The 25,133-nt window shown below is 40.9% G+C and carries 22 protein-coding genes; 19 read left to right on the top strand and 3 right to left on the bottom strand.

Annotation, left to right across the window (positions count from 1 at the left end):
- Positions 1 to 94: 94 nt before the first annotated feature.
- The 16 genes from acpP (at position 95) to umoD (ending at position 16,732) form a co-directional block, all read left to right on the top strand.
- Positions 95 to 331: an acyl carrier protein gene (acpP, locus tag PR808_RS13105; protein ID WP_206086378.1), complete on the top strand. Its 237-nt coding sequence runs from the start codon at positions 95 to 97 to the stop codon at positions 329 to 331.
- 78 nt (positions 332 to 409) lie between these two features.
- Positions 410 to 1,660, top strand: a complete 1,251-nt coding sequence (fabF, locus tag PR808_RS13100) for a beta-ketoacyl-ACP synthase II (protein WP_206086379.1) — start codon at positions 410 to 412, stop codon at positions 1,658 to 1,660.
- Positions 1,661 to 1,808: 148 nt separating this feature from the next.
- On the top strand, positions 1,809 to 2,639 hold the full coding sequence (pabC, locus tag PR808_RS13095; protein WP_206086380.1) for an aminodeoxychorismate lyase: 831 nt from the start codon (positions 1,809 to 1,811) through the stop codon (positions 2,637 to 2,639).
- Positions 2,640 to 2,683: 44 nt separating this feature from the next.
- The gene (mltG, locus tag PR808_RS13090) at positions 2,684 to 3,706 is read left to right on the top strand and encodes an endolytic transglycosylase MltG (RefSeq protein ID WP_206086381.1); all 1,023 of its coding nucleotides are present in this window, start codon (positions 2,684 to 2,686) and stop codon (positions 3,704 to 3,706) included.
- 6 nt (positions 3,707 to 3,712) lie between these two features.
- The gene (gene tmk / locus PR808_RS13085; RefSeq protein WP_206086382.1) at positions 3,713 to 4,339 is read left to right on the top strand and encodes a dTMP kinase; all 627 of its coding nucleotides are present in this window, start codon (positions 3,713 to 3,715) and stop codon (positions 4,337 to 4,339) included.
- Positions 4,340 to 4,351: 12 nt separating this feature from the next.
- A complete protein-coding gene (gene holB / locus PR808_RS13080) occupies positions 4,352 to 5,344 on the top strand; it encodes a DNA polymerase III subunit delta' (RefSeq protein WP_272539441.1) in 993 nt (330 codons plus the stop codon).
- 12 nt (positions 5,345 to 5,356) lie between these two features.
- Positions 5,357 to 6,148 carry a metal-dependent hydrolase gene (locus tag PR808_RS13075; RefSeq protein ID WP_206086384.1) on the top strand — a complete coding sequence of 264 codons (792 nt, stop codon included), beginning with the start codon at positions 5,357 to 5,359 and terminating at the stop codon, positions 6,146 to 6,148.
- Positions 6,149 to 6,195: 47 nt separating this feature from the next.
- A complete protein-coding gene (hinT, locus tag PR808_RS13070; protein WP_206086385.1) occupies positions 6,196 to 6,546 on the top strand; it encodes a purine nucleoside phosphoramidase in 351 nt (116 codons plus the stop codon).
- Positions 6,546 to 6,959, top strand: coding sequence for a YcfL family protein (locus tag PR808_RS13065; protein ID WP_241016899.1), 414 nt, complete (start codon positions 6,546 to 6,548; stop codon positions 6,957 to 6,959). Before hinT ends, PR808_RS13065 begins: the two co-directional genes overlap by 1 nt.
- Positions 6,960 to 6,961: 2 nt before the next feature.
- Positions 6,962 to 7,540, top strand: a complete 579-nt coding sequence (gene lpoB, locus PR808_RS13060; RefSeq protein WP_206086386.1) for a penicillin-binding protein activator LpoB — start codon at positions 6,962 to 6,964, stop codon at positions 7,538 to 7,540.
- Positions 7,503 to 8,405, top strand: a complete 903-nt coding sequence (locus PR808_RS13055) for a phosphotransferase (RefSeq protein ID WP_272539440.1) — start codon at positions 7,503 to 7,505, stop codon at positions 8,403 to 8,405. The genes lpoB and PR808_RS13055 overlap by 38 nt, the downstream gene beginning before the upstream one ends.
- 51 nt (positions 8,406 to 8,456) lie before the next feature.
- A complete protein-coding gene (nagZ, locus tag PR808_RS13050; RefSeq protein ID WP_272539439.1) occupies positions 8,457 to 9,479 on the top strand; it encodes a beta-N-acetylhexosaminidase in 1,023 nt (340 codons plus the stop codon).
- Between the two features lie 1,354 nt (positions 9,480 to 10,833).
- Positions 10,834 to 12,186 (top strand): OprD family outer membrane porin, encoded by a 1,353-nt coding sequence (locus PR808_RS13045; protein WP_272539438.1) that lies wholly within the window; start codon positions 10,834 to 10,836, stop codon positions 12,184 to 12,186.
- Between the two features lie 39 nt (positions 12,187 to 12,225).
- On the top strand, positions 12,226 to 13,845 hold the full coding sequence (locus tag PR808_RS13040; RefSeq protein WP_206086389.1) for a bifunctional metallophosphatase/5'-nucleotidase: 1,620 nt from the start codon (positions 12,226 to 12,228) through the stop codon (positions 13,843 to 13,845).
- 416 nt (positions 13,846 to 14,261) lie between these two features.
- Positions 14,262 to 15,566 carry an NAD(P)/FAD-dependent oxidoreductase gene (locus tag PR808_RS13035; RefSeq protein ID WP_206086390.1) on the top strand — a complete coding sequence of 435 codons (1,305 nt, stop codon included), beginning with the start codon at positions 14,262 to 14,264 and terminating at the stop codon, positions 15,564 to 15,566.
- A gap of 572 nt (positions 15,567 to 16,138) precedes the next feature.
- Positions 16,139 to 16,732 (top strand): UmoD family flagellar biogenesis regulator, encoded by a 594-nt coding sequence (gene umoD / locus PR808_RS13030; protein ID WP_206086391.1) that lies wholly within the window; start codon positions 16,139 to 16,141, stop codon positions 16,730 to 16,732.
- 51 nt (positions 16,733 to 16,783) lie between these two features.
- Here umoD and mfd read toward each other — a convergent pair whose 3' ends face one another.
- Positions 16,784 to 20,227 (bottom strand): transcription-repair coupling factor, encoded by a 3,444-nt coding sequence (mfd, locus tag PR808_RS13025; protein ID WP_206086392.1) that lies wholly within the window; start codon positions 20,225 to 20,227, stop codon positions 16,784 to 16,786.
- A 276-nt stretch (positions 20,228 to 20,503) separates the two neighbouring features.
- On the opposite strand from mfd, the gene lolC reads away from it, so the two are divergent.
- From lolC to lolE, 3 genes are read left to right on the top strand one after another with little or no spacing between them, the layout of a single operon-like run.
- Positions 20,504 to 21,706: a lipoprotein-releasing ABC transporter permease subunit LolC gene (lolC, locus tag PR808_RS13020; RefSeq protein ID WP_206086393.1), complete on the top strand. Its 1,203-nt coding sequence runs from the start codon at positions 20,504 to 20,506 to the stop codon at positions 21,704 to 21,706.
- Entirely contained in the window at positions 21,699 to 22,400 is a 702-nt protein-coding gene (lolD, locus tag PR808_RS13015) for a lipoprotein-releasing ABC transporter ATP-binding protein LolD (RefSeq protein WP_206086394.1), read from the top strand. The genes lolC and lolD overlap by 8 nt, the downstream gene beginning before the upstream one ends.
- The gene (gene lolE / locus PR808_RS13010) at positions 22,400 to 23,647 is read left to right on the top strand and encodes a lipoprotein-releasing ABC transporter permease subunit LolE (protein ID WP_206086395.1); all 1,248 of its coding nucleotides are present in this window, start codon (positions 22,400 to 22,402) and stop codon (positions 23,645 to 23,647) included. Before lolD ends, lolE begins: the two co-directional genes overlap by 1 nt.
- A gap of 62 nt (positions 23,648 to 23,709) precedes the next feature.
- On the opposite strand, the gene PR808_RS13005 is transcribed toward lolE, so the two are convergent.
- Both PR808_RS13005 and PR808_RS13000 read right to left on the bottom strand, forming a co-directional pair.
- Positions 23,710 to 24,255, bottom strand: a complete 546-nt coding sequence (locus tag PR808_RS13005) for a class IV adenylate cyclase (RefSeq protein WP_206086396.1) — start codon at positions 24,253 to 24,255, stop codon at positions 23,710 to 23,712.
- A 150-nt stretch (positions 24,256 to 24,405) separates the two neighbouring features.
- Positions 24,406 to 24,894: a TIGR00645 family protein gene (locus PR808_RS13000; RefSeq protein WP_206086397.1), complete on the bottom strand. Its 489-nt coding sequence runs from the start codon at positions 24,892 to 24,894 to the stop codon at positions 24,406 to 24,408.
- Positions 24,895 to 25,133: the final 239 nt, after the last annotated feature.

Here is a 25,133-nt window from a genome sequence, read left to right as displayed (position 1 = left end):
GTTCCAACAGCCGGGATTGGGTTGTATCTTTTCCTGTATTTCATAAACTACGAAAACCATCGCGAAAGCGAGTTTTGATAGGAATTTTAATAGTATGAGCACTATCGAAGAACGCGTTAAGAAAATCATCGTTGAACAACTGGGTGTTAAAGAGGAAGAAGTTGTAAATGCAGCTTCATTTGTTGATGACTTGGGCGCTGATTCTCTTGACACAGTTGAGCTGGTTATGGCTCTGGAAGAAGAGTTCGATTGCGAAATCCCTGACGAAGAAGCTGAAAAGATCACAACAGTACAGGCTGCGATTGACTACGTCGAGAACGCATCTAAATAATTGTACGAAAAACATGTCTAGGCGATCACTCGATCGCCTATGTTCCTTTTGTAACTTTTCCCTCCTTGGAGGAAATACGTGTCTAAGCGTCGTGTAGTCGTAACCGGACTGGGCATGTTATCTCCTGTCGGCAACACAGTTGAGTCATCATGGAAAGCTGTTTGTGACGGACAGAGTGGTATCAGCCTCATTGAACATTTTGATACTACTAACCACGCAACTAAATTTGCTGGCTTAGTAAAAGATTTCAATTACGAAGATTTTGACATCTCTCGCAAAGATGCGAAGAAGATGGACCCATTTATTCAATATGGTATTGCAGCAGGCTTCCAAGCCTTTAAAGATGCTGGATTGGAAGTAACAGAAGCCAATGCTACTCGTATCGGTTTAGCGATTGGTTCTGGTATTGGCGGGTTAGGGTTAATTCAGGATAACTGTGAAGCACTGATGGCAGGTGGTCCTCGTAAAGTTAGCCCATTCTTCGTGCCATCGACAATCATTAACTTGGCGGCGGGCCATTTAAGCATTATGTACGGTTTACGTGGTCCAAGCATTTCTATTGCCACAGCATGTACATCGGGCGTTCACAATATTGGTCACGCAGCACGTATGATTGCCTATGGCGATGCAGACGTTATGTTGGCAGGCGGTACTGAAAAAGCAACGACACCATTAGGTGTGGCAGGCTTTGGTGCTGCGCGTGCTCTATCAACTCGCAATGATGACCCACAAGCGGCAAGTCGCCCTTGGGATAAAGACCGTGATGGTTTTGTTCTCGGTGATGGTGCAGGTATCATTATTCTTGAAGAATATGAACATGCGAAAGCACGTGGCGCTAAAATTTACGCAGAAGTTGCTGGCTTTGGTATGAGCAGTGATGCTTACCATATGACATCTCCGCCAGAAAATGGTGAAGGTGCTGCATTAGCAATGGAAAATGCGCTAAAAGATGCTGGCATTAAGGCGAGCGAAGTGGGTTACATCAATGCCCATGGCACATCAACCAATGCAGGTGACTTAGCGGAAGCACAAGCGGTTATGTCTGTATTTGGTGAAGATTCAAATGTGTTAGTGAGTTCGACGAAATCCATGACAGGTCACCTATTAGGTGCTGCAGGAGCGGTTGAATCTATCTTCACGATTTTGTCTTTGTGTGATCAAATTGTCCCTCCAACGATTAACTTAGACAGCCCTGATGAGGGTTGTACGTTAGATTTCGTTGCGAATAAAGCACGTAAAGTTGAGAACATGGAGTACGCTCTGTGTAACTCCTTCGGCTTTGGTGGCACAAACGGTTCATTGATTTTCCGCCGTTACCACGCAGAATAATCAAATTGTCCACCATTAATTCAGCCTCAGTTGTGTATGCAACTGGGGCTTTATTTTGCCAGCTTCTTTGCACAGCTCTGTGCTTTAGTTTATGATAGTTCTACCTGATTACTGTCTGATTTATCAGCTTTTATTATAAGTATTATCAATGTCATATTGGGTTAATGGCCAACCTTGTCAACAAATTAGTGTCTCTGATCGCGCCGTTGCGTTCGGGGATGGTTGTTTCACGACCATTCATGGAGTGAATCAGCAAGCGCAGATGCTCAAAGAACACATTGCGCGTTTAACACGTGACTGCTTAAGATTAAAAATTACCGCACCTGATTGGGGGGAATTAGAACATCATTTAACGGAAATTTGTACACAACAAGTGGATGAAGAATTTGTTCTAAAGGTCATTATCAGCCGTGGTGTAGGTGGGCGAGGTTACAGTTCTATAGGCTTTACTCAGCCTACCATTATTGTCAGTGTTTCCCCCTTTCCATCACACTATACTCAGTTACAATGCCAAGGGGCTAAGCTGATATTGAGCCAAACACCTGTTTCTCGAAATCCATTATTGGCAGGGATGAAACATTTAAATCGCCTTGAGCAAGTATTGATCCGCCAGGAAATCGATGAGGCTCAAGCGGATGAAGCGATTGTGCTCGATACAGATGGCATCATTATTGAGTGTTGTAGTGCAAATGTATTTTGGCGTATCGGGCAAACTGTTTATACCCCTGTATTATCGCATTGTGGGGTGAACGGATTAATGAGACAAAAGATCATAGCGTTATTAGTAGGGAGTCAGTACCATCTTGAAGAAGTTGAGCGGTTCGCGTCAGTATTAGCTCACTGCGATGAAGTGATTATGTGTAATGCGTTGATGCCTGTTCTACCCGTTAAAAGCATCCAAATAGCTTCACAAGAAAATCCGTTGCATTATGCATCACGGGAGCTGTTCGAATACTTATTTTTGCGCTGCAAAATCTAGTTTGCATAAATTAAAGTCCTAATACGCATTGATGTGGTCAATAAATGAAATTAGCTAAAAAAATCATTTTAATTGCTGTTGTTCTGATTACCGTTGTGGCGATTGCACTTTATTTGCAATATCGCCAAGTACTGAATTACGCTAAAACACCGATTAACCTTACGGAAGAAAAGATTTTCACTGTGCCTGCGGGGACTGGACGTGTGGCTTTTGAAGCATTGCTTATTAATGAAAAATTGATTGAGCAGGGCAATGAATTTCAATGGTTACTGAAATTGCGACCTGAATTGGCGCAGCTTAAAGCGGGCACATACCGTTTGCAACCTGACATGGATGTAGAACAGCTACTAAAATTAATCGTAAGCGGTAAAGAAGCGCAGTTTTCTATTCGCTTTATTGAAGGTAATCGTTTAGTAGATTGGAGTAACATCCTGCGTGATGCGCCATACTTAGCGCATAAATCAACGGAAATGACACCGACTGAACTCTACAATGCGATTGACTTTAAAGGCGAAGGAACCTTAGAAGGTTGGCTGTATCCTGATACCTATTTATATACTGCTGGAACGGCGGATACTGAGATTTTGAAACGTGCACATAAGCGCATGCAGGCTAGCCTTGAAGATGAATGGAAGGGGCGTGATAGGGATCTGCCGTATAAAAATGCGTATGAAATGCTGATAATGGCATCAATCATTGAAAAAGAAACGGGTGTTGACAGCGAACGTTCGCAAGTTGCCTCGGTATTTGTCAATCGCTTGAAGCAAAAAATGCGTTTACAAACCGATCCAACCGTCATTTACGGCTTGGGTGATAAATATCGTGGTAAAATTTATCGTAGTGATTTAGATAATTACACAGAATACAACACCTACAAAATTGATGGATTACCACCAACACCGATAGCAATGCCAAGTATTGCATCCATTAAAGCAGCTGCACATCCAGCCAAAACAGATTATTTGTATTTTGTCGCGGACGGCAAAGGGGGGCATACCTTTAGCCGTAACTTGAATGACCACAACCGTGCCGTCAAAGTTTACCGTCAAATTGAACAGCAAAACTGATAAAACATGAAAAACCAATTTATTGTTATTGAAGGATTAGAAGGCGCAGGGAAGACCACCGCAATCAATACGGTAGTTGATACTTTAAACCATGCAGGTATCAACGATATCGTTTTTTCCCGTGAGCCAGGGGGGACACCGCTAGCAGAAAAGCTACGAGAGCTCATCAAACAAGGTATTGAAGGGGATAAAGTCACAGATAAAGCCGAGCTTTTAATGCTGTATGCTGCCCGAGTGCAATTGGTTGATACCGTGATTAAACCCGCACTTGCCGCTGGAAAATGGGTTCTCGGTGATCGCCATGATATGTCATCACAAGCTTATCAAGGTGGTGGACGCCAGATTGATCGCCATTTAATGCAGTCCTTGCGTGATTTAGTGCTAGGTGATTTTAAACCCGACCTGACGTTATATCTTGATTTATCACCAGAACTTGGCCTACAACGTGCGCGTTCACGGGGTGAATTAGATAGAATTGAAAAAGAGTCGCTGGCTTTCTTTGAAAGAACACGTGAGAGATATCTGGAACTTGCAGCGAGTGATAAATCCATAATAACGATTGATGCAAGCCAAAATATTGAGCAAGTTCAAAACGATATTCGTACTGCGTTACTTAAATGGTTAGCGAAATAAGGTATTGAAGGCATGAATTGGTATCCTTGGTTAAATGAGCCTTACCGGCAAATGATTGCGGCTTACCAAAGTGGTCGGGGTCACCATGCCTTGTTGCTTCATTCCATATCAGGCAACGGTGCAGATGCATTGTGTTATGGGGTTAGCCGCTGGTTAATTTGCCAAAATCGTGATGGGATGAAAAGCTGTGGTAAGTGCCATAGTTGCCGTTTGATGTTAGCGGGAACACACCCAGACTACCATGTCATTGAGGTGGAAAAAGGTAAATCAACGGTCAGCGTTGATGCGGTTAGAAAACTGATTGAAACCTTGAGTAGTCATGCGCAGCAGGGCGGTAGCAAGGTGGTGTATATTCCCAGCACTGATGCACTTACCGATGCAGCGGCGAATGCACTGCTGAAAACCCTCGAAGAACCCGCTAAAGATACTTATTTTTTATTAGTGAGTGAAAAACAGGAAAATTTGTTAGCGACTATCCGCAGCCGTTGTTTGAGCCACTTTTTACCTGCGCCAGACTCACAAATCGCGTTATATTGGCTGCAAAAGCAAAAGCCAAATTTGGTTATGGATAATGCGGTTACCGCTTTAAAGCTTTGCCAAGGCGCACCCGTCGCGGCATTAGCGCTACTTGATGATAATCTATGGCAAAAGCGCGCTGCATTATGCCATAACATGGCATTAGCATTACAAAATCGCGATATGCTAGGTTTGTTACCCTCATTAAATATAGATGATGCAGTGATGTCTCTAAATTGGTTATTGAGCTTATTAGCAGATGCTATCAAGGTTCAGCAAGGCGCAGCGCAGTTTTGCATTAACCAGGACTATAGTGCTCAAGTGATGCAATTGGCGTCCATGATGAACCGTACACAACTTCATGATATTTATGAGCAATGGTTGTACTGTCGCTACCAATTACTGACCGTTTCTGCATTAAATCAGGAACTGCTTCTGGCTAATCAATTATTACAATGGGAAGCCTTACTGGCGAGCCCCTCATTTTAAAAAGAGTTAAATATGTTTGTTGTTGATTCACACTGCCATCTCGATTGTTTAGATTATGAAAAATTACATGCTAATGTTGATGATGTCATCGCAAAAGCGTCCGCTCGTGATGTCGGTTTTATGTTAGCGGTGGCAACTACGCTGCCAGGTTTTGAAAAAATGAAAACGCTTATTGGTGAACGAGAAAATATTGCATTTTCCTGTGGTATTCATCCTCTCAATTTGGATGAAGGGTACGATTTCGAGCGTTTAGCGCAACTTGCTGCTGGGCAAGAAGTCGTTGCATTAGGCGAAACAGGTTTAGATTATTATTATCAACAAGAAAATGCAGTATTACAGCAGGAGTCCTTTCGCCAACATATCCGTATTGGCCGAGAGGTCAATAAACCTGTTATCGTCCATACCCGCTCAGCGCGGGAAGATACGCTGGCAATCTTACGTGAAGAAAAGGTGATGGAGTGCGGCGGTGTATTGCATTGTTTTACGGAAGATAAAGACACGGCTATCGAGCTGCTTGATTTAGGTATGTACATTTCATTTTCCGGTATTGTGACATTCCGCAATGCAGAACAAATTCGCGAAGCCGCACGAATTGTCCCGTTGGATAGAATTCTCGTTGAAACGGATTCACCATACTTAGCGCCAGTTCCTCACCGTGGAAAAGAAAATCAGCCTGCTTATGTGCGTGATGTGGCTGAATACATGGCTGTACTCAAGGGCGTTAGTGTTGAGGAGATGGCTGATATCACCACACAGAATTTCAATCGATTGTTTCATTTAAATGTCGGCGTGAATAACGCATAATCAATACACGCTAATTAAATCATTCTTGAATTATTAAGGAAATTAACATGGCAGAAGAAACCATTTTCAGCAAAATCATCCGTCGAGAAATCCCTGCGGATGTGGTTTATCAAGATGAGCTGGTCACTGCTTTTCGTGATATTTCGCCACAAGCGCCATCTCACATTTTAATCATCCCTAATAAGCTTATCCCAACGGTAAACGATGTGACGCAGGATGATGAACTGGCACTTGGCCGTTTATTTACTGTTGCAGCCAAAATTGCGAAAGAAGAAGGCATTGCAGAAAACGGATACCGTTTAATCATGAATTGCAATGAACATTCAGGCCAAGAAGTTTTTCATATCCATATGCACTTAGTGGGTGGTCGCCCATTAGGCCCATTATTGGCAAAATAATGAAAATATTGGGTGCAACAATAAACCGCATTGCATTACTTGCTACAGTGGTAGCCGCACTGAGTGGTTGCCTCTATAAAAAACCGCAAGGCTTGGTTTTTAATGAACAACAGCGTGTGATTATGGAACCTGTTGTTTTAGCTCAAGGGATCATTGTTGAAAACCCAATTATCAGAGTAGAAAACCATCAACATGTTGCCACCATCAATGTTAGCAATGTGGGATCAAAAGCGGTAAATATTGCTTATCGCTTGTATTGGTACGACAAGCAAGGGTTGAGGGTGGATACATCGGCAGTGGAAGAACAATTAGTATTGCCGAGCTCTACAGAACAAATTCGTGCGATAACCTCTTCACCTCGTGCAGATAATCTGCGCATTCATATATTTTTATCCCCTAAGGCCGGAGAATAATAATGAAACGGATCTTAATGGTTGCTGCGGCAACGCTTATTTTGGCAGGCTGTCCGTCATACCCACCACAGCAACCGGTTGAGCAACCACCGATTGTCCCTATTGAGCCACAACAACCAGAGGTGACACCTCCGCCACCGCCAGATAAGGTACCAACACCACCTAAACAACAAACAACGGATTGGTCTGCGGCGATATCACCATTAGTCGCACAAATGGTTGCAGCTGATGGTGTGGAACCTGGTAAGGTTTTGTTAGTTGATTCAGTTAAAAATAATACAAATGGTTCACTTCCTGTTCAGCTAATTACATCAAATATGATGTCCGCGGTGGAAAATACGCAGCGTTTTAATGTCGTTCCACAAGATGTGGTTAACGCAGCACGTAAGACACTGGGTTTATCTCAAGAAGATAGCCTTGTGACTCGTAGTAAAGCAATTGGTTTGGGTCGTTATGTACAGGCAAATTATGTGATTTATAGTGTGATGTCAGGCTCAAACAAAGACCGTCGCCTTGAGATGCAATTAATGGAAGTGCAAACAGGTGAAATCATTTGGACTGGAAAAAAGAATATTGAGTGACATACCGTCATTACTTGCTTTACTTTCGACACATTTCCCAGCAATTTCAGCACAGTGCTGGGAAATATCTCCCTTGGCGGGGTTGTCTGGTGGCAGCTTTTTAGTTGAAAGTCATCAATCCAATTATCTGCTTAAACTGGTTGCTCGAGCGGATACACATCGGCAAAATGCCTTGTATGTCTCTCGGCGTAAAGAGGCTCGTATCTTACGGCAAATTCAGCATTTACCCTTTGCGCAGGCGGTGGTTGCACATAACGCCGAGTGGTTAGTTTTAGCTTGGCGTGAAGGACGACACCCTAGCGATAAAAAATTTTGCTCAGTCGAATTTCAGCGGGAACTCGCTAATACGATTGCTACTTTGCATTGTTCACCATTATTGACCTACACGTTACCCTTAAGGGCTGAAATTGCCCATTATGGGAAACGTATTGACCCACAACGTTTTTCTCCGCGCTGGAAGCGGATTCACCGAGACTTTTTACAAAAAAAGATGCCAAAGACGTTGAAATTGGCACCTGCCCATATGGATATTCATCCTAAAAATATTCTTATTCAAGAAGATGGCAAATTGATGTTATTGGATTGGGAATATACTGCAAATACCGATATTGCGTTTTCGCTGGAGACTTATTTTCAATTCAATAACTTGACCGTGCATCAGCGTCAGCAATTTCTGACGCAATATTGTGATATTCAAGGTGCTTACCATGATAAATTTCAGTTAATGCATCACTGTAATTTATGGTCTCCTTGGGTAAAATATATGACATTAATGTGGTATGAAGTGCAGTGGAATGAAAGTCGGCATTCTGACTTTTTGATACACTCTCAGCCACTACGACAATATTTCAGTTTGTTAGGCTAAATGCCTGGCAAACCTATATACAGATAATGAATGAAATAAGTGAGGCAGGTTATGGGCCCGATAATGCTAGATGTCCAAGGGTATGAACTGGACAATGAAGAACGTGAAATATTAGCTCATCCACTAGTGGGCGGCTTAATTTTATTTACCCGTAACTTTCATGATGCAGCGCAGTTGCGTGAACTGGTACGTCAAATTCGGGATGCATCAAGAAATCGGCTCTTGATTGCGGTAGACCAAGAAGGTGGACGGGTACAACGTTTTCGCGATGGTTTTACCGCGTTACCATCAGCACAAGCATTTGCAGCACTGAATAATGAGCATGACGGTGCCAAGCTAGCAGAAGAGGCGGGGTGGTTAATGGCCGCAGAAATGATAGCGATGGATATTGATATTAGTTTTGCACCTGTTCTGGATTTAGGTCATCAAAGTATTGCTATTGGTGAGCGTTCATTCCATGAAAATCCCGACATGGCGATGATGATGGCTGAGCGTTTTATTAAAGGTATGCATAGCGCTGGGATGAAAACAACAGGGAAGCATTTCCCTGGACATGGTGCAGTAAAAGCTGACTCCCATAAAGAAACACCGAGGGATGATCGTGCGCTTGATGTGATCCGTGGCAAAGATATGTCGATTTTTAAAGATTTTATTCAAAGGGAATTACTGGATGCCATCATGCCTGCACATGTTATTTATACGCAGGCTGATGATCGCCCAGCAAGCGGGTCGTCTTTCTGGTTAAAGTCCGTTTTACGTGAGCAACTTGGCTTTAATGGCGTTATTTTTTCCGATGATTTATCGATGGAAGGCGCAGCGATTATGGGCAGTTACCCTGAAAGAGCAAAAGCGTCCCTGGATGCGGGTTGCGACATGATCCTTGTTTGTAATAACCGCGAAGGTGCAGTGAGTGTATTGGATAACCTACCGAAGCAACAAGCTAGTCAAGCGTCGAAGCTATACCACAGTGGCCGGCAATACAGTCTGAAAGAACTACAAAGTGCGGCACGTTGGCAGGAAAGCAATCAAAAACTGGTTGAATTACATCATAGATGGCAAGAGTTTAAACAGTAATTGAAAACAAGTACGGACGAAGCCAGTGAGATGAAATATCTGACTGGCTTTTTTTTGCACAATAATTAACCTAAATATGCAATATTTCAAATAGGAGAATGTATTAACTTTGTATCTCATGCGTTACCCGTAACGTATTAAATAATTTTTATATAGGTTAAATTTTTTGAAATTATATATAAATAAAAAAACAAAAAACGTATTTTATATTGAAAATTAATTTTTTCCGAAAAAGAACATAAATGAAACAATATAGTACTAAGAATAAGAAAAAACTATAAGCACGGCGATTAGAGCTGGTGCCAAAATTAGGAATATTAAACCAATAATTTTGTTTAAGGTTGAAATAATCTGAGGTTTATTTCCGTTATTTTCTTAATTGATTTTATTTTTGTTCATAAGCTTAACTTATTATTAAATTAATTAAGTGAATCAAATTGAGTGCATTAACCCACTGTTATTTTTAGTTATTAATTGACGCAAACGTTTTGTATAAAAACCAAACACATTATCCAACCTAGTAAACTGGATTAAAGGTGCATATTTATTTGATATTCCAAAATCCAATAAGGCATTGACAGAAGGAATGGGGATATAACAACCTATACATGAAAAAATGGGAGCATATGATTGTTGTTACTTCCAGATTTTAAAGGTTTTTTCCTTATTTCCTTAAGGTGAGTATGATTTCCTATTTATGTGTCGCTCAATTTATATAAAAGGTAAATGTCATTTATATGTGACTTTGGTCACATTTGATTAGATATTTAATGCAACTTATGTAACACGTTGTGACAGTGATCGTTTTAATTGACGTAAAATTACGATAGCATTCCTATTATGATAGTTTTATGACAATGCGTTGATAAATACAGTGCATTGAAAAAGAAAGCCATTCGCAAACAATATATTAAGTCAAATAGTGCTGTAAATTCTGAGATGTTTATTTCTCAAGGGGGAGTTTTGCCCAAAAAAAAGAGAATAAGTAACACTGCGAGTTTAAGTGCAAATTATACTTTCTATGTTGATTGAAAATTGACTGGCCTTGTTTGATCTTAACCTAAATTAAACGCTAAAAATGAGTAAGGGATTCTGATAATAATTAAAGTTAATTAATTTTTAACAATAGGGGCAACACCTTATTAACTCAAAAAGTAAACACGCATGCGGCTAAATTGCTGTATTGAATTTTTTTTATTTAAAAAATGACTTTAGTGTTTGAAATGGACGTTTTTGTTTATCGTTAAGTTAAATTGTTTTATTAAGCTAAAAATAAAAAATGGTGATTTGTTGTTCATGGCAACATGACTCAACATAAAATTAATTCAAATAATCATTAACTAGGTTAATTCCAATGAAAGTTAAAAATCTTGCGCTATTAATGCTTTCTCCTTGCTATTTAGCAGTTACTATGGCAAATGCGAGCAACTGGGAAAATTCAATCAAAGAAAACGCATTTATTGCGGACTCAGAGTTAGAGCTGTCTACTCGTAATATGTGGAAATACCTGAAAACAGAAAACCGTTTTGATAAAGACGAACAACGCTACAGAAAACAAGTCGCTAATGCATGGGGGCAAAACTTTCAAGCCGATTTTAAATCAGGTTATTTTGCTGATGTGATTGGCTTTGATGCATCTTACTACGGCGGTATTAAGTTAGGCGCGAGTAAAGACTTCGCCTCTCGTGCAATTTTATATAACGATGATGGTCATGCGAAAGGTTATAACAAAATTGGTCAACGTTATGCCAAAGTTAAACTGGATTTAGATCCTGTTAAATTTAATGCAAAAGCAGGTTGGTTTACCCTAAAAAATACGGGTATTTTTACTAACTCACAACGTCTCTCTTTAAACAGTTACAGTGGTTATTACACCAATACAGCGATTGATGATTGGAGCTTGGATTTATTATATCTCGATAAGAAAGTCATGCGTCGTGATAGTCCAAATATCGATGCAATGTATTTTACGGATGGTAATGGTGTACGACATAACGTTAATCACGTGATCACTGGTGGTATTAACTACAATACAAAACCACTGAAAGTGCATTATTTTTATGGTCAAGCGGACGATTTATTCCGTCAGCAGGGTCTTGAAGCAAAATATAAGCTGACTTCTGACTTAACACTCGGCACACAAATTTATAATCACGAGTACGGTAGTGACGGTAAACGGACTGAAACGAACGACGCAAAAGGCAAACGTAACTTTGATAAACGTGCATGGCACTATGCAGGAACCGCTGAATGGCGTGTACCAGAAACACCGTGGACACTGAGTACTGGCTTAACCTATACCCAAGCGAAAAAAGCGAATGGTGTAGGTCAATTTGCCCGCAACCCGATTGGTAATACTCGTGGCCGCTTTAACTCACCAGCATATGCAGATATCGACTATGTACGTGATGGTGAAACCATGGTCGCATTAGCGGCAGAATACCGTGTAAGCAAAGAGCTGTCTGTTGGTGCGCGTACTAACTATTCAGAATTCAAATATGAAGGCGAAAGATTAAAGCAAGGTCAATTTGGTCTGTTTAGCTACTGGAAACCAACAGAAAACTTATCTGTGTCACTGAGTGGCGGTCTGGGTTGGCACCACCAGCAAGAAAACGACTATACCACACCAAAGCTGTATGACGGCCACTCACGTCGTGCGCACTCGTTGTCAGGCTCTATGACCACAACTTATCGCTTCAAAATGTAGTCGGTAGTTGAGTGCTGTTTATAATAAAAGGATTGAAAAATGAAACATAAAATTGGATTACTGACCGTTTTGATTTCGGGAGCGCTACTTGCAGGTTGTGCTACCAAAACGGCCGACACAGTAAAAGTACAAGTTATTGGTATCAATGACTTCCACGGTGCATTACAAGCGCCAGGTGATGGTAAATTAGGTGGGATAGAATCTATCGCAACCTTAGTTAACCAGCTGCGTGCTCAAAACGATAAAACTATCGTGGTAGGTGCAGGTGACTTAGTCGGTGCGAGCCCATTATTGTCTTCTATGTTCTATGATGAGCCAACCATCGAAGCATTAAGTGCAATTGGTATGGAAACAAGCGCAGTAGGCAACCATGAGTTTGATAAAGGTAAAGAAGAGCTGCTGAGAAAGCAAAATGGTGGCTGTCACCCAACTGCAGGTTGTGTCGGTAAAGACTCTTTTGCTGGTGCGGACTTTAACTATTTAGCGGCAAACGTGATTGTGAAAGAAACAGGAGAAACCCTGTTCCCATCTTACTTTATTAAAGAGTTTGATGGTATTCCAATGGCGTTTATTGGTTTGACGTTAGAAGGTACCCCCGCTATCGTGACACCTAGCGGCACCGCAGGTTTAGAATTCAAAAATGAAGTTGAAACCATCAACAATCAAGTTAAATTGTTAAAAGCACAAGGCATTAACAGCATCGGTGTGTTGATCCATGAAGGTGCAACCCAACAAGTTGATACTAAAGTCAAAGATATTAACCGTTGTGATAATATCAAAGGCCCAATCGTTGATATCGTTAATCAATTAGATGGTGCTGTTGACTTTGTCGTTAGTGGGCATACTCATCAGGCGTATAACTGTGAAATTAATGGTAAAACGGTTATTTCTGCACAGTCTAACGGTACATTGTTGTCTCAGCTAAATATTGAAATTGATAGAAAAACAAAAGATATTGTTAGCATTAAAGCGAAAAACATTCCAGTTGAAACAAAACGTTATGAGAAAAACCCTGAGCTAACCACTTTCGTACAAAAATACGAAAAAATTGCGTTACCAATTTCGCAAGAAGTGATGGGGTCTCTGAGTGCGGATTCAGACAAAAAATTATTGTCTGGTGGGGACTCAACGTTAGGTAAAATTATTGCAGATGGTCAGTTGTATGTTGCTTCAGCAAAAGATGCGGGTGGGGCACAAATCGCCTTCATGAACAGTGGTGGTATTCGTGCTGACATGAAAGCGGGTCAACAGACTTACGGCGATATCTTTACTGTTCAGCCATTCTCTAATGTGGTTGTGACTCAATCGCTGACAGGTGCTCAAATTAAACAAGCACTTGAACAACAATGGGATCGTGCACGTCCACAAGTGATGCCAGTGTCTAAAGGTTTCTATTATGAGTGGGATGACAGCCGCGCAGTGGGTGATAAAGTCATCCAAAGCTCAATGAAGTTAAATGGTAAACCGTTAGACATGAAGAAAACCTACCGTGTTGCAGCAAATGAGTTTTTAGCAACGGGTGGTAGCCGTTTCTCTGCCTTTAATGAAGGTAAAGACCGTGTTTACAGCGTGCCAGATAACGAAGCATTAATGCAATACTTCAAAGATAACTCACCAGTTTCAGTACCAACTGACGTGCGTATCAAAAAAATCAAATAATCCAAACTGATATTTAAATGATTGGAACCCGGGGTGCTAAGCGCTTCGGGTTTTTTATTGTTTGTTATTCATCCAGTTATCTTACCAATTAAAGATAATCAATTGTTTGTATTAAAATAAAAATGATAGAATAATGATTCTTATTATCATTAATACTGATATGAATTTAATCATATGATTGATATTTAATGGTTTCGAGCTGACTCGATTCATATGCTGATAAGAAATGATTTGACGCAGGTTGTCGATATCATAATAATCAAGTAAATTGATGTGAATCAATATTTGGTATTACCAATAGACCAAGCATGATATTCTGAACTTCTTTGGGGCAAATGAGAGTGTTAATTATTGTTATCTAAGGTTTTTATCACTAGAAATCTTAAATAATTTTAATATATTTGTTCGAGGAATTTATGACCTTATCTCAACCAAAAATCATCGTTGTTGGTGGTGGTGCGGGTGGCTTAGAGTTAGCAACACGTTTGGGCCGAAAGCTAGGCAGGAAGAAACGAGCGCAGATTACGCTCGTTGACCGTAATCCTAGCCACCTATGGAAACCATTACTACACGAGGTAGCGACGGGTTCATTGGATGATGGCGTGGATGCTATCAGTTATTTAGCGCATGCAAGGCATAATGCATTTAACTTTCAATTAGGGTCATTAACGAATATTGATCGTGAAAATAAAAAAGTCGTGTTAGGTGAATTGCACGATAAGCACGGTGAGTTACTGGTTCCTTTACGTGAGCTTGAATACGATATTTTAGTGATGGCACTGGGAAGTACATCGAATGACTTTGGTACACCTGGCGTGAAAGATCACTGTATTTTCTTGGACAATCCTCATCAAGCTCACCGTTTTCATGACGAAATGCTAAACCTATTCCTGCGCTATTCTGTGCGTGATAATGCAGAGGAGAAAGTGAATATAGCCATTGTTGGTGGTGGTGCTACTGGGGTTGAATTGTCGGCTGAACTGTACAATGCAGTGGAACAATTAACGAGTTATGGGTTTAAAGGGTTAGATACAGACGCTTTAAATGTGACGTTGGTTGAAGCGGGGGAACGTATTTTGCCTGCATTACCACCGCGAATTTCAGGGGCCGCACATCAAGAACTGAATAAGCTTGGTGTGAATGTATTGACGAAAACTATGGTGACTAGTGCTGATTCAGATGGGTTAAATACCAAAGAAGATGGCAAAATTTATGCAGATCTTATGGTATGGGCTGCTGGGATTAAAGCGCCTGACTTTATGAAAGATATTGCAGGATTAGAAACAAATAGAATCAACCAGTTAGTTGTGAAACCGACATTACAAACGACATTGGATGACATGATTTTTGCTATTGGTGATTGCGCATCTTGTGCAAAACCTGAGGGGGGCTTTGTACCGCCACGGGCACAATCTGCACACCAGATGGCCAGTTTATGTTACGATAACATCCTTGCCATGATGAAAGATAAACCGCTTAAAGACTATATCTATAAAGATCATGGCTCTTTAGTGTCACTTTCGCGTTTTAGTACTGTTGGTAGCCTAATGGGTAACCTAATGCGTGGTGATATGATGGTAGAAGGACGTATTGCTCGTTTTGTTTATATTTCGTTATATCGCATGCATCAAATTGCACTGCATGGATATATTAAAACAGGCTTGATGATGTTAGTCGGCAGTATTAACCGAATTATTAGGCCAAAGCTTAAATTGCACTAATTTTTATTGGTGGAAAAATAAACATACGTAATAATAGAATGCACTTGATTGCAAAGGTGATCCAGTGCATTAATTTTTGATAGGACAATTCAGCTTATTGAAGTTGATATAAATCGCCAATTTATTTATTTTTATGTGGTTAAGTGGTATTTGCATTTAAACCTATTCAGATCAATCTTCAGTAAGATTAAATCGTTTAATATTGTAACAAGCATCATGGGTGATGTTTGAATAATTAAAATTATTAATGTTAATAATTGTTTTAAGAAATATATTATGAATAACAAATAGTTTTATTAAATTTATTATTTATATTTTATATAGCGGTATGTTTATAAACAAAGATAGAACTGAAAAAACACTAGGCCGAGTTTATGAACGTTGAGTGCCAGCTAGTTAATTTACTTTGTTAAATATTACACTAATAATGAATATCAGAATAATAAAATCATTATAGTTTATTGACACTAAGTTAGGATAATTCTAAAAAAATGTGAATTATCTTAGCAACGTTCGAATTCTCTCACTTAGTCGTTACAATAGATATACGGGTATTTAATAAGGGCAAATTGATGAAGCTAAAATTTAAGTTGTTATTAGCGGTAGTAGCGATTTGTCTTGTTTCGTTTGCTGTCTCATCGTTTATTCGAGAGCCTGAAGCAAAGCTCGCCACAGTCCTATCTGTTGAACCAATAAAGGCGAATCGTTTGGTTGAATATGAAAACTGTACGCTAACGGGGGTACTTGGTTCTTTTAATCAGCAGTCTTTATCGCGTTTTCATCCTGCACAAAATGAGTGCAAAATAATTTTTATGATTGAAGCCCTCCAAGGTAAAGGCGTTCCATCTCTATTTGATAATCAAAATAAAACATGCGTGAAGACACAAAGGATGGAGCTGGTGACCGTTGGTTATGATGTAGTTTATCAGATAGGTAAAACGATTGGTAAGGTTAGAACATCTTATGCACCTTCGATTTTTATACCCTTAAATGAAGATGGGCGCTTAGATTTATCGCCTTCAAATTCAATTTGTGAAACCGTACGTAGTGATGTTAAAGAACTTTTACCATTCTATTGTTTACACCAAAACGAACAGCCACTCTCCAGTACTTCTGGTGTCTTGAGGCTACAACCTAATAAAAATACTTTAGGCTTTTTTGAGTAAATTAGATTTAAGGACAAGGGCCACCAAATTGATGGCCGCTATTTTTATAAGTTAAGCAAGCAGGTGTTCTTCAAAATCAGTCAATAACTGTTTGATAAAGTCAAGGCGCGTGACTCTATCGGCTAAATCATGGAAAAACTTCAAGCGTACAGGGCCATCTAAACGATACGTTTTTGGTTGGTTTTGTAACAAGCTGATCAAGAAGCTTGGGTCAACTTTGTTCTTTTCACCAAACTCAACAAAGCCACCTTTTTCATGGGCTTCAATACGTTTCACTCCCAGAGATTGTGCTTGTAGACGAATAGCAGCAGAGGTCAGTAGAAATTTCCCTGCATCGGGTAGGCTACCAAAGCGGTCGATGAGTTCTGTGCGTAATTCATTCAGTTCCTGATTGTCTTTAGCACTGGCAATGCGTTTATAAAATGAAAGACGCATATTCACATCATGGATATAGTCATCTGGCAATAAGACAGGCATTCGTAATTCAATTTCAGTTTGTTGATTCGTTAAGTCTTCTAATGACGGCTCACGACCTTCTTTTAACGCATCGACTGCACTTTCTAATAATTCCATATACAATGTAAAGCCGATAGTGGTCATTTGGCCGCTTTGGTCTTCGCCCAGCAACTCGCCTGCACCACGGATCTCGAGGTCATGAGTTGCGAGCGCAAAGCCTGCGCCTAAATCTTCTAAAGATGAAATCGCTTCAAGGCGTTTTTGGGCATCAGTCGTCATTGCCTTCGGATGAGGCGTCAGCAAATAGGCATAGGCTTGGTGATGCGAGCGGCCGACACGGCCACGTAATTGATGCAATTGTGCTAAACCAAAGTGATCTGCGCGTTCAATAATAATTGTATTAGCCGTTGGAATATCAATACCCGTTTCAATAATGGTGGTACAGATTAAAACGTTAAAACGCTGATGGTGGAAGTCGGTCATGACTCTTTCTAACTCGCGCTCGCGCATCTGTCCGTGCCCGACAACAAAACGGGCTTCAGGAACTAACGTTTCAAGTCGTGCTTTGGCTTTTTCGATATTTTCTACATCATTATACAGATAATAAACTTGCCCCCCCCGTAAAGTTTCACGCAAAATTGCCTCACGGACAACTAACTCATCATATTGACGAACAAAGGTTTTTACGGCTAATCGACGTGCTGGTGGGGTCGCAATAATGGATAAATCTCGCATTCCGCTCATGGCCATATTCAGCGTGCGAGGAATAGGTGTTGCGGTAAGCGTTAAAATATCCACATCCGCACGCATTGCTTTAATACGTTCTTTGTGGCGAACGCCAAACCGGTGCTCTTCATCGACAACCAGTAAGCCTAAATCTTTCCAGACAATATCGCTTTGCAATAATTTGTGTGTCCCAATCAAAATATCGACTTTGCCATCAGCAGCATCAGCAATAATTTGTTGTTGCTCTTTAGCGGTTTTAAAGCGAGAAAGCATTTCGATACGAACGGGCCAGTTTGCAAATCTATCCCTAAAGTTATCATAGTGTTGTTGAGCAAGCAGGGTGGTTGGTACTAAAACAGCGACTTGCTTATTATTATTGATAGCAAGGAACGCCGCTCTCATGGCAACTTCAGTTTTACCGAAACCAACATCCCCACAGACGAGCCTATCCATTGCCAGTGGCTGACACATATCACTCAAAACGGCATTGATGGCCATTTCTTGGTCAGGCGTTGTTTCAAAGGGGAAACCTTGGCAAAATTCTTGGTATTGCTGCTTGTCATGTTTGAATGCAAAACCTGCTTTTGCTGCACGTTGTGCATAAATGTCAAGAAGCTCAGCAGCAACATCACGTACCTTTTCGGCTGCTTTTTGGCGAGCACGTCCCCAACTATCACTGCCCAATTTATGCAGTGGCGCATTTTCGTCGGCCCCACCAGCATAACGGCTAATTAAATGCAGTGAAGAAACAGGAACATATAGCTTATCTTCTCCTGCATAGGTGAGAATTAAATACTCTGCTTTAATACCGCCAGCCTCAAGGGTGATTAGCCCTTGGTAACGGCCAACACCGTGTTCAATATGCACAACGGGTTGCCCTGGACGCAGCTCTGCGAGGTTACGAATTAAGGTATCTGTATTAATCGCCCGGCGGTTATCTGTACGACGACGAACTACGCGTTCACCTAATAAATCACTTTCACAGATCAGCGCTTTATTCGCATCTGATTGAATAAAACCGCGCTCGGCTGCACCAATAGTAATCGCAAAGCGTGAGGTAATTGGGCTTGTATAGCTTTCAATGATTTCAGGGCGAATTTTTAACCGTGCTAATAACTCTGTTACTGTTTCACGGCGGCCTTCACTTTCTACAGAAAAAACGAGCGTGCCGTCAAATTGCTCACTAAATTGGCGAAGCTTTTCTAATGGTGTTTTGCTTTGCGCTTGAGTGCTGATATCAGGTAATGGCAAATAATCTAAATTGGTATTTGCCGCTTTTTTAGGTAGTGCCTCAGAAGAAAGTTGAATTCGTGGCCATTGTTTTAAATTTTGGTTGAGTTGCTCAACGGTAAGCCATAAATCTGCTGGAGGGAGCAGAGGACGCATAGGGTCAACACCACGGCTTTCATAACGTTGTTGAGTGTCAATTTGAAAACGCTCAGCGGCTTCTTGTAAATTCTGAGAAACAATCAGGCTTGAGGACGGTAAGTAGTCGAACAGTGATGGTAATGGTTGAGCAAAAAATAATGGCTGCCAATACTCAATACCTGTAGGTAATGTATTTTTGCTGACTTGTTGATAAATATGCTCAGGGTCGCGGCGTACTTCAAAACGTTCACGCCACTGACTTCGGAAACGTTCAATCGCGTCCTTGTCTGTTGGAAATTCGTGAGCGGGTAGCAAATTGATGCGAGCGACTTCTTCTAATGTTCTTTGTGTATCCACATCGAAGGTACGCAGACTGTCGATTTCATCATCAAAGAAATCAATGCGAAAGGGCAGTGAACTCCCCATAGGGAACAAATCAAGCAAAGCGCCGCGGGTTGCATACTCGCCGTGTTCTAACACTTGCTCTACATGACGATAGCCTGCTTTATCCAATTCATCACGTAAATTGTCACGTGATAATTTGTCACCTTTTGACATGACGAGTGCATGGCTCGTTAAGAAATCAGGTGGGCAGACTTTTTGCATCAAGGTATTAACAGGAAGAATTAATGCCCCTTTTTGCAAAGAGGATAGACGGTAAAGTGTTGATAAACGATGAGAAATGATTTCTTGATGTGGAGAGAAATTATCATAAGGCAATGTTTCCCAATCAGAAAGCGTCTCTACAGGGTGATATGTAAACTGTTGAATTTCATCTCGTAAGCGTAATGCATTTTGCATATCTCGCGTCACAATGACAACAGGCCCGTGATGACGTTGTATCATTTCTCCACATTCAAGTGCACCAGCCGCCCCAATAAGGCAACCTAAATGGCGAACATCGCCACTACGACTAGGGAGTTCATAACGAAATTTTGAGGACATAGAAATCTTTGGTATCTCACAGCGATTAGTTAGCAGTTAAACAAACATCAGAACAATAATAGACAGTCTTTAGATAATTAACACTTAAATAAATTAACCGATAGTTAAACTATAAAATTAACAGCAAAACAACTCATTTCAGCCTGTAATTTGTCTGAAATTCAGACAAAAAAGGGGGGAAAGCAGAAAAAAAACCGTTGAGTGGTTCCATTCATCAATCGTAGCCTTTATTATCGCTGAACACTTCGCTTTGGCAACAGGGGCATTAAAGATTTCATGCACCAATCTGTCTCATTATTTATAGGTCTGCGCTATTTGCGTGGGCGCGCAGCGGATAAATTTGGACGCTTTGTTTCCAGTTTATCGGCTATTGGTATCACTCTGGGGGTCATGGCCTTAATTACGGTGACATCCGTGATGAACGGCTTCGAACGTTCGCTACAAGATAGCATACTTGCCTATATGCCGCAGGCTATTTTAACATCGGCTTCTGGAAATATTGACCCAGCAAAACACCCTATTACAGGCTTGCAACATTTACAAGGCGTGAGCCATATTGCGCCCATCGTCCAGTCCGACGTGGTACTGCAAAGTCGTACTAATGTTGGGGTTGGGGTAATGGCCGGTATCGAACCTGATGCGGACTCACTGCTACTAGATAAACTTATTAGTGGTAACAGGAGTGACCTCAAAGAAGGACGCTACCATGTTTTTTTGGGGAGCAAATTAGCAGACACATTGGGCGTAAAACGAGGTGACGATGTCCGTTTAATTATTCCAGGTGTTAGCCAACTGACTCCGATGGGGCGTATTCCAAGCCAGCGTTTATTTACGGTTGCAGGTATTTTCCAAACAAATGGTGAAGCTGATACTAGCGAATTGATTGTTGCTGCTCAAGATGCAGCGAGAATGCTGCGTTATCCCACAGGGAATATCACGGGGTGGCGATTGTATTTAAATGAACCATTGAAAGTTGACACACTCAGTAAACAGGTTTTGCCTGATGGACTTGTGTGGACGGACTGGCGTGAACGCAAAGGGGAGTTTTTCCAAGCGGTTCGCATGGAAAAAAATATGATGGGTTTGCTCCTGAGCCTAATTATTGCTGTTGCGGCCTTTAATATCATCACTTCACTTTCTTTGCTTGTCATGGAGAAACAAGGTGAAGTGGCAATTTTAAAAACACTGGGTTTAAAGCGTTGGCGTATTTTGGCAATATTTATGATCCAAGGTGCAGGGGCTGGTATTATCGGTACGTTGATTGGAACGGTTTTAGGGACGCTTTTGTCAAGCCAACTCAATGTCATTATGCCGTTAATTGGGTTATTACCCAAAGGGGTTTCTTTGCCAATTGTACTTGATTATTCAGGTATTTTAATTATTGCAGTTTCTGCGATGCTTATTTCACTGCTTGCGACGCTTTATCCTTCTTGGCGTGCAGCAGCAGTTCAACCTGCTGAGGCTTTACGTTATGAATAAACAACCACTTCTTGTCTGTGAACATTTAAGTAAAACCTATCAAGAAGGTTCATTGTCGACGCAAGTGTTGAAAAATGTCAGTTTCTCTATGGGGCAAGGGGAAATGATGGCGATTGTCGGTAGTTCAGGTTCAGGGAAAAGTACGTTATTACATTTATTGGGTGGGTTAGATACGCCATCAGAAGGTAATGTGATTTTCCGTGGCCAACATATTAATCAATTGTCCTCTGATGAACGCGCAGCCATTCGTAATAAAGATTTAGGCTTTATTTATCAGTTTCACCACCTTTTACCTGATTTTACTGCACTTGAGAACGTAGCAATGCCGTTGTTGATTGGCGCTACAGCAAAAGAGATTGCATTTACTAAAGCGAAAGAAATGCTCAAAGCCGTGGGGCTAGAACATCGTGCAGATCACCGCCCTTCCGAGTTATCTGGCGGGGAGCGTCAACGTGTTGCGATTGCAAGGGCGCTGGTGAATGAACCTGCGTTGGTACTAGCGGATGAGCCGACTGGGAATCTCGATTTGCGCAATGCAGATGCCATTTTTGAGCTATTAGGCGAATTGAATCGCACGCAACGCACGGCATTTTTGGTGGTAACCCATGATATGACGCTCGCTCGTCGGTTATCTCGTCAATTAGAAATGCGTGATGGCCATTTACAGCAGGAAATTACGTTGGGGGCGCGGTAATGTTTCAGTTACCTCTTACACTCCTTGCGGCGATACGCTTTAGCCGCGGGCGTCGGCGTACAGGCATGGTATCTTTGGTGTCGATTGTCTCAACATTAGGGATCGTGCTGGGTGTTGCGGTGCTTATTATCGGTCTCAGTGCCATGAATGGTTTTGAGCGCGAATTGAATAATCGCGTGCTATCCGTGGTGCCTCATGGGCAAATTTACGCAGTAAAACCGCCGTATAAAGATTGGGATTTTGCTGAGCAGGTTATTCGCAAAACACCAGGCGTTGAAGGCGTTAGTCCGTATGTGAATTTTACGGGGTTGCTTGAGCGCGGTGCAAACTTAAAGGCGATTCAAGTGATGGGGGTTTCCCCAGAAACTCAGTCACAGGTCAGTGCATTGCCGCAATTTGTGTTGAATGATGCTTGGAAAGATTTTGCCGCAGGTAATCAATCGATTATTTTAGGCCAAGGTGTTGCAGACGCATTGAATGTGAAGCAAGGGGATTGGGTGACCATCATGATCCCCAACACTGATGAAAGCTTAAAAATTCAACAACCTAAACGTATACGTGTGCAAGTTGCGGGTATTTTTAAACTCAGTGGGTTACTTGATCACCAATTAGCGTTAATACCATTAGAGGATGCTCAGCAATATCTGGACTACGGTGATGGTATTAGTGGCTTTGAAATTAAAGCAGAAAATCCTTTTGAGGCGGATAAAGTTGTCTATGATGCTGGCCTAAAGACAATGCACCACGTTATTGTGAAAAGTTGGATTGGTGATTATGGCTATATGTACAATGATATCCAAATGGTACGTAGTATTATGTACTTAGCGATGATTTTAGTGATTGGCGTGGCATGCTTTAATATTGTATCGACGTTAGTCATGGCAGTTAAAGATAAAAGCAGCGATATTGCCGTATTACGGACTCTCGGGGCGAAGGACGGGCAAATTCGTGCCATTTTCTTATGGTATGGCTTGCTTGGTGGTTTAGTTGGTTCATTGATTGGGGTCGTGCTTGGTGTTTTGGTTTCGGTTAATTTAACTAGTATTATTAAAGGATTAGAGATTGTTTTAGGGCATCCAATTCTTTCTGGGGATGTGTATTTTATCGATTTCTTGCCTTCTGAATTGCATATTATGGATGTGGTGTATGTATTAATTACTACCATTATTTTAAGTTTATTAGCAAGCTGGTATCCTGCACGTCGTGCAAGTAAATTAGATCCCGCTCGTATTTTAAGCGGCCAATAATGCTATAATAGACTAGACGCCAAGGTATCTTTCTCATCGAGATGATGATACTTGGCGTTTTTTTATTTTTTCTCTAAAAACATTTGCTTATAGCTGCGTTTTTCAATCATTTCTTCAGTAAAATCATACCTTTTTGCGAGCAACATTAATTTTTGATAGTAGTGCCCAAGTAGGCATTCATCATCCGTCATAATGGCAAATTCAGCAAACCAACCGATGCCGTCAAGGTGGTCTACTGTAATGTGGACATCCCCAAGAAAATAAATACTACGGACTTTCGTCGTCGTTAAATGGCAATGATAGCCCAAAGTGACTAGCATATTTTGTACGTGTTGGCAGTCATCGATATTAATGGCTTTGCATTCTGAAGACGAAGGGCCTTTGACTATCCACAGTTTGATTCCAGAAGGGATCATTTCACGGACACACATACTGATATTATTATTGACAAGAGGCTGGTGAGTACTTTCATAGAAATAGTCTGTTTCTGAATTATTCTCTGTGAAAGGTTCTGCGTGGTCGGTTTTTATTTTTTGCAGGAATGTCGCGTGATCTACTAAGCGAAACTTAATTTCAGCTTCATATTTACCTATAAAATGCTCGCTCATATTAACGTCCTTATTGTGCCATCAAATTATTTAGGCGAGATCGTAGCACAGCAGGAACAACGACATCGAGTTAAATGTGTGCTAACAAATTAATTGATGGCCGATTATTCGTATCGTATGAAAAACAGGCACAACAAGGACAAAAGAAAATTACTTTTTCGTCATTTTGTCTAAGTAGCCCATGACAAAGGCTGATAACACAAAGGTCAGGTGGATAATGACGTACCACATGAGCTTGTCATTTTCGACACTTTTTAAATCCATAAAGATTTTCAGTAAGTGAATAGATGAGATCGCTACAATTGAAGCGGCAACTTTATTTTTTAGGGAAGAGGCATCCATTTTGCCTAACCAACCCAGTTTTTCACTGCTATCAGGAATATCCATCTGAGAAACAAAGTTCTCATAGCCTGAAAACATCACCATCACTAATAGACCACCAACTAATGCCATATCAATCAATGAGAGCAGCATAAGGATTAAGTCTGCCTCAGGGATGGATAATATGTTAGGTAGAATATGGTAGAGTTCTTGGAAGAACTTAATCGTTAAAGCTAATAATGTCAGTGACAACCCAAAATAGATAGGTGCTAAGATCCAACGCGAAGCATACATTGCTCTTTCGAAAAACTTTTCCATGAAACCCCTTTAAATGGTGAATAATCATCGCAGTAAATCTGCGGGATGTATTCTAACTGTATGGGGTACTATCAAGAAAGGTTTTTTTATTGTTTTACGGTTGCGCGATTTTTGTGGCTCAATTATGAATAAATGATGAAATATTTATGATAAAAAGGTGACAAAATCGATACCCTCGATATTTTTATTTGCATTCAACTGCGTGATGCGCTCTAGTATATTAATGTTTAAATAATATA

Origin of the sequence: Providencia sp. PROV197 (genome assembly GCF_028479625.1) — a bacterium.
GTDB classification, from domain to species: Bacteria; Pseudomonadota; Gammaproteobacteria; order Enterobacterales; family Enterobacteriaceae; genus Providencia; species Providencia vermicola.
The sequence above is the reverse complement of the archived record's forward strand: the minus strand, read 5'-3'. Positions and strand labels throughout refer to the sequence as shown.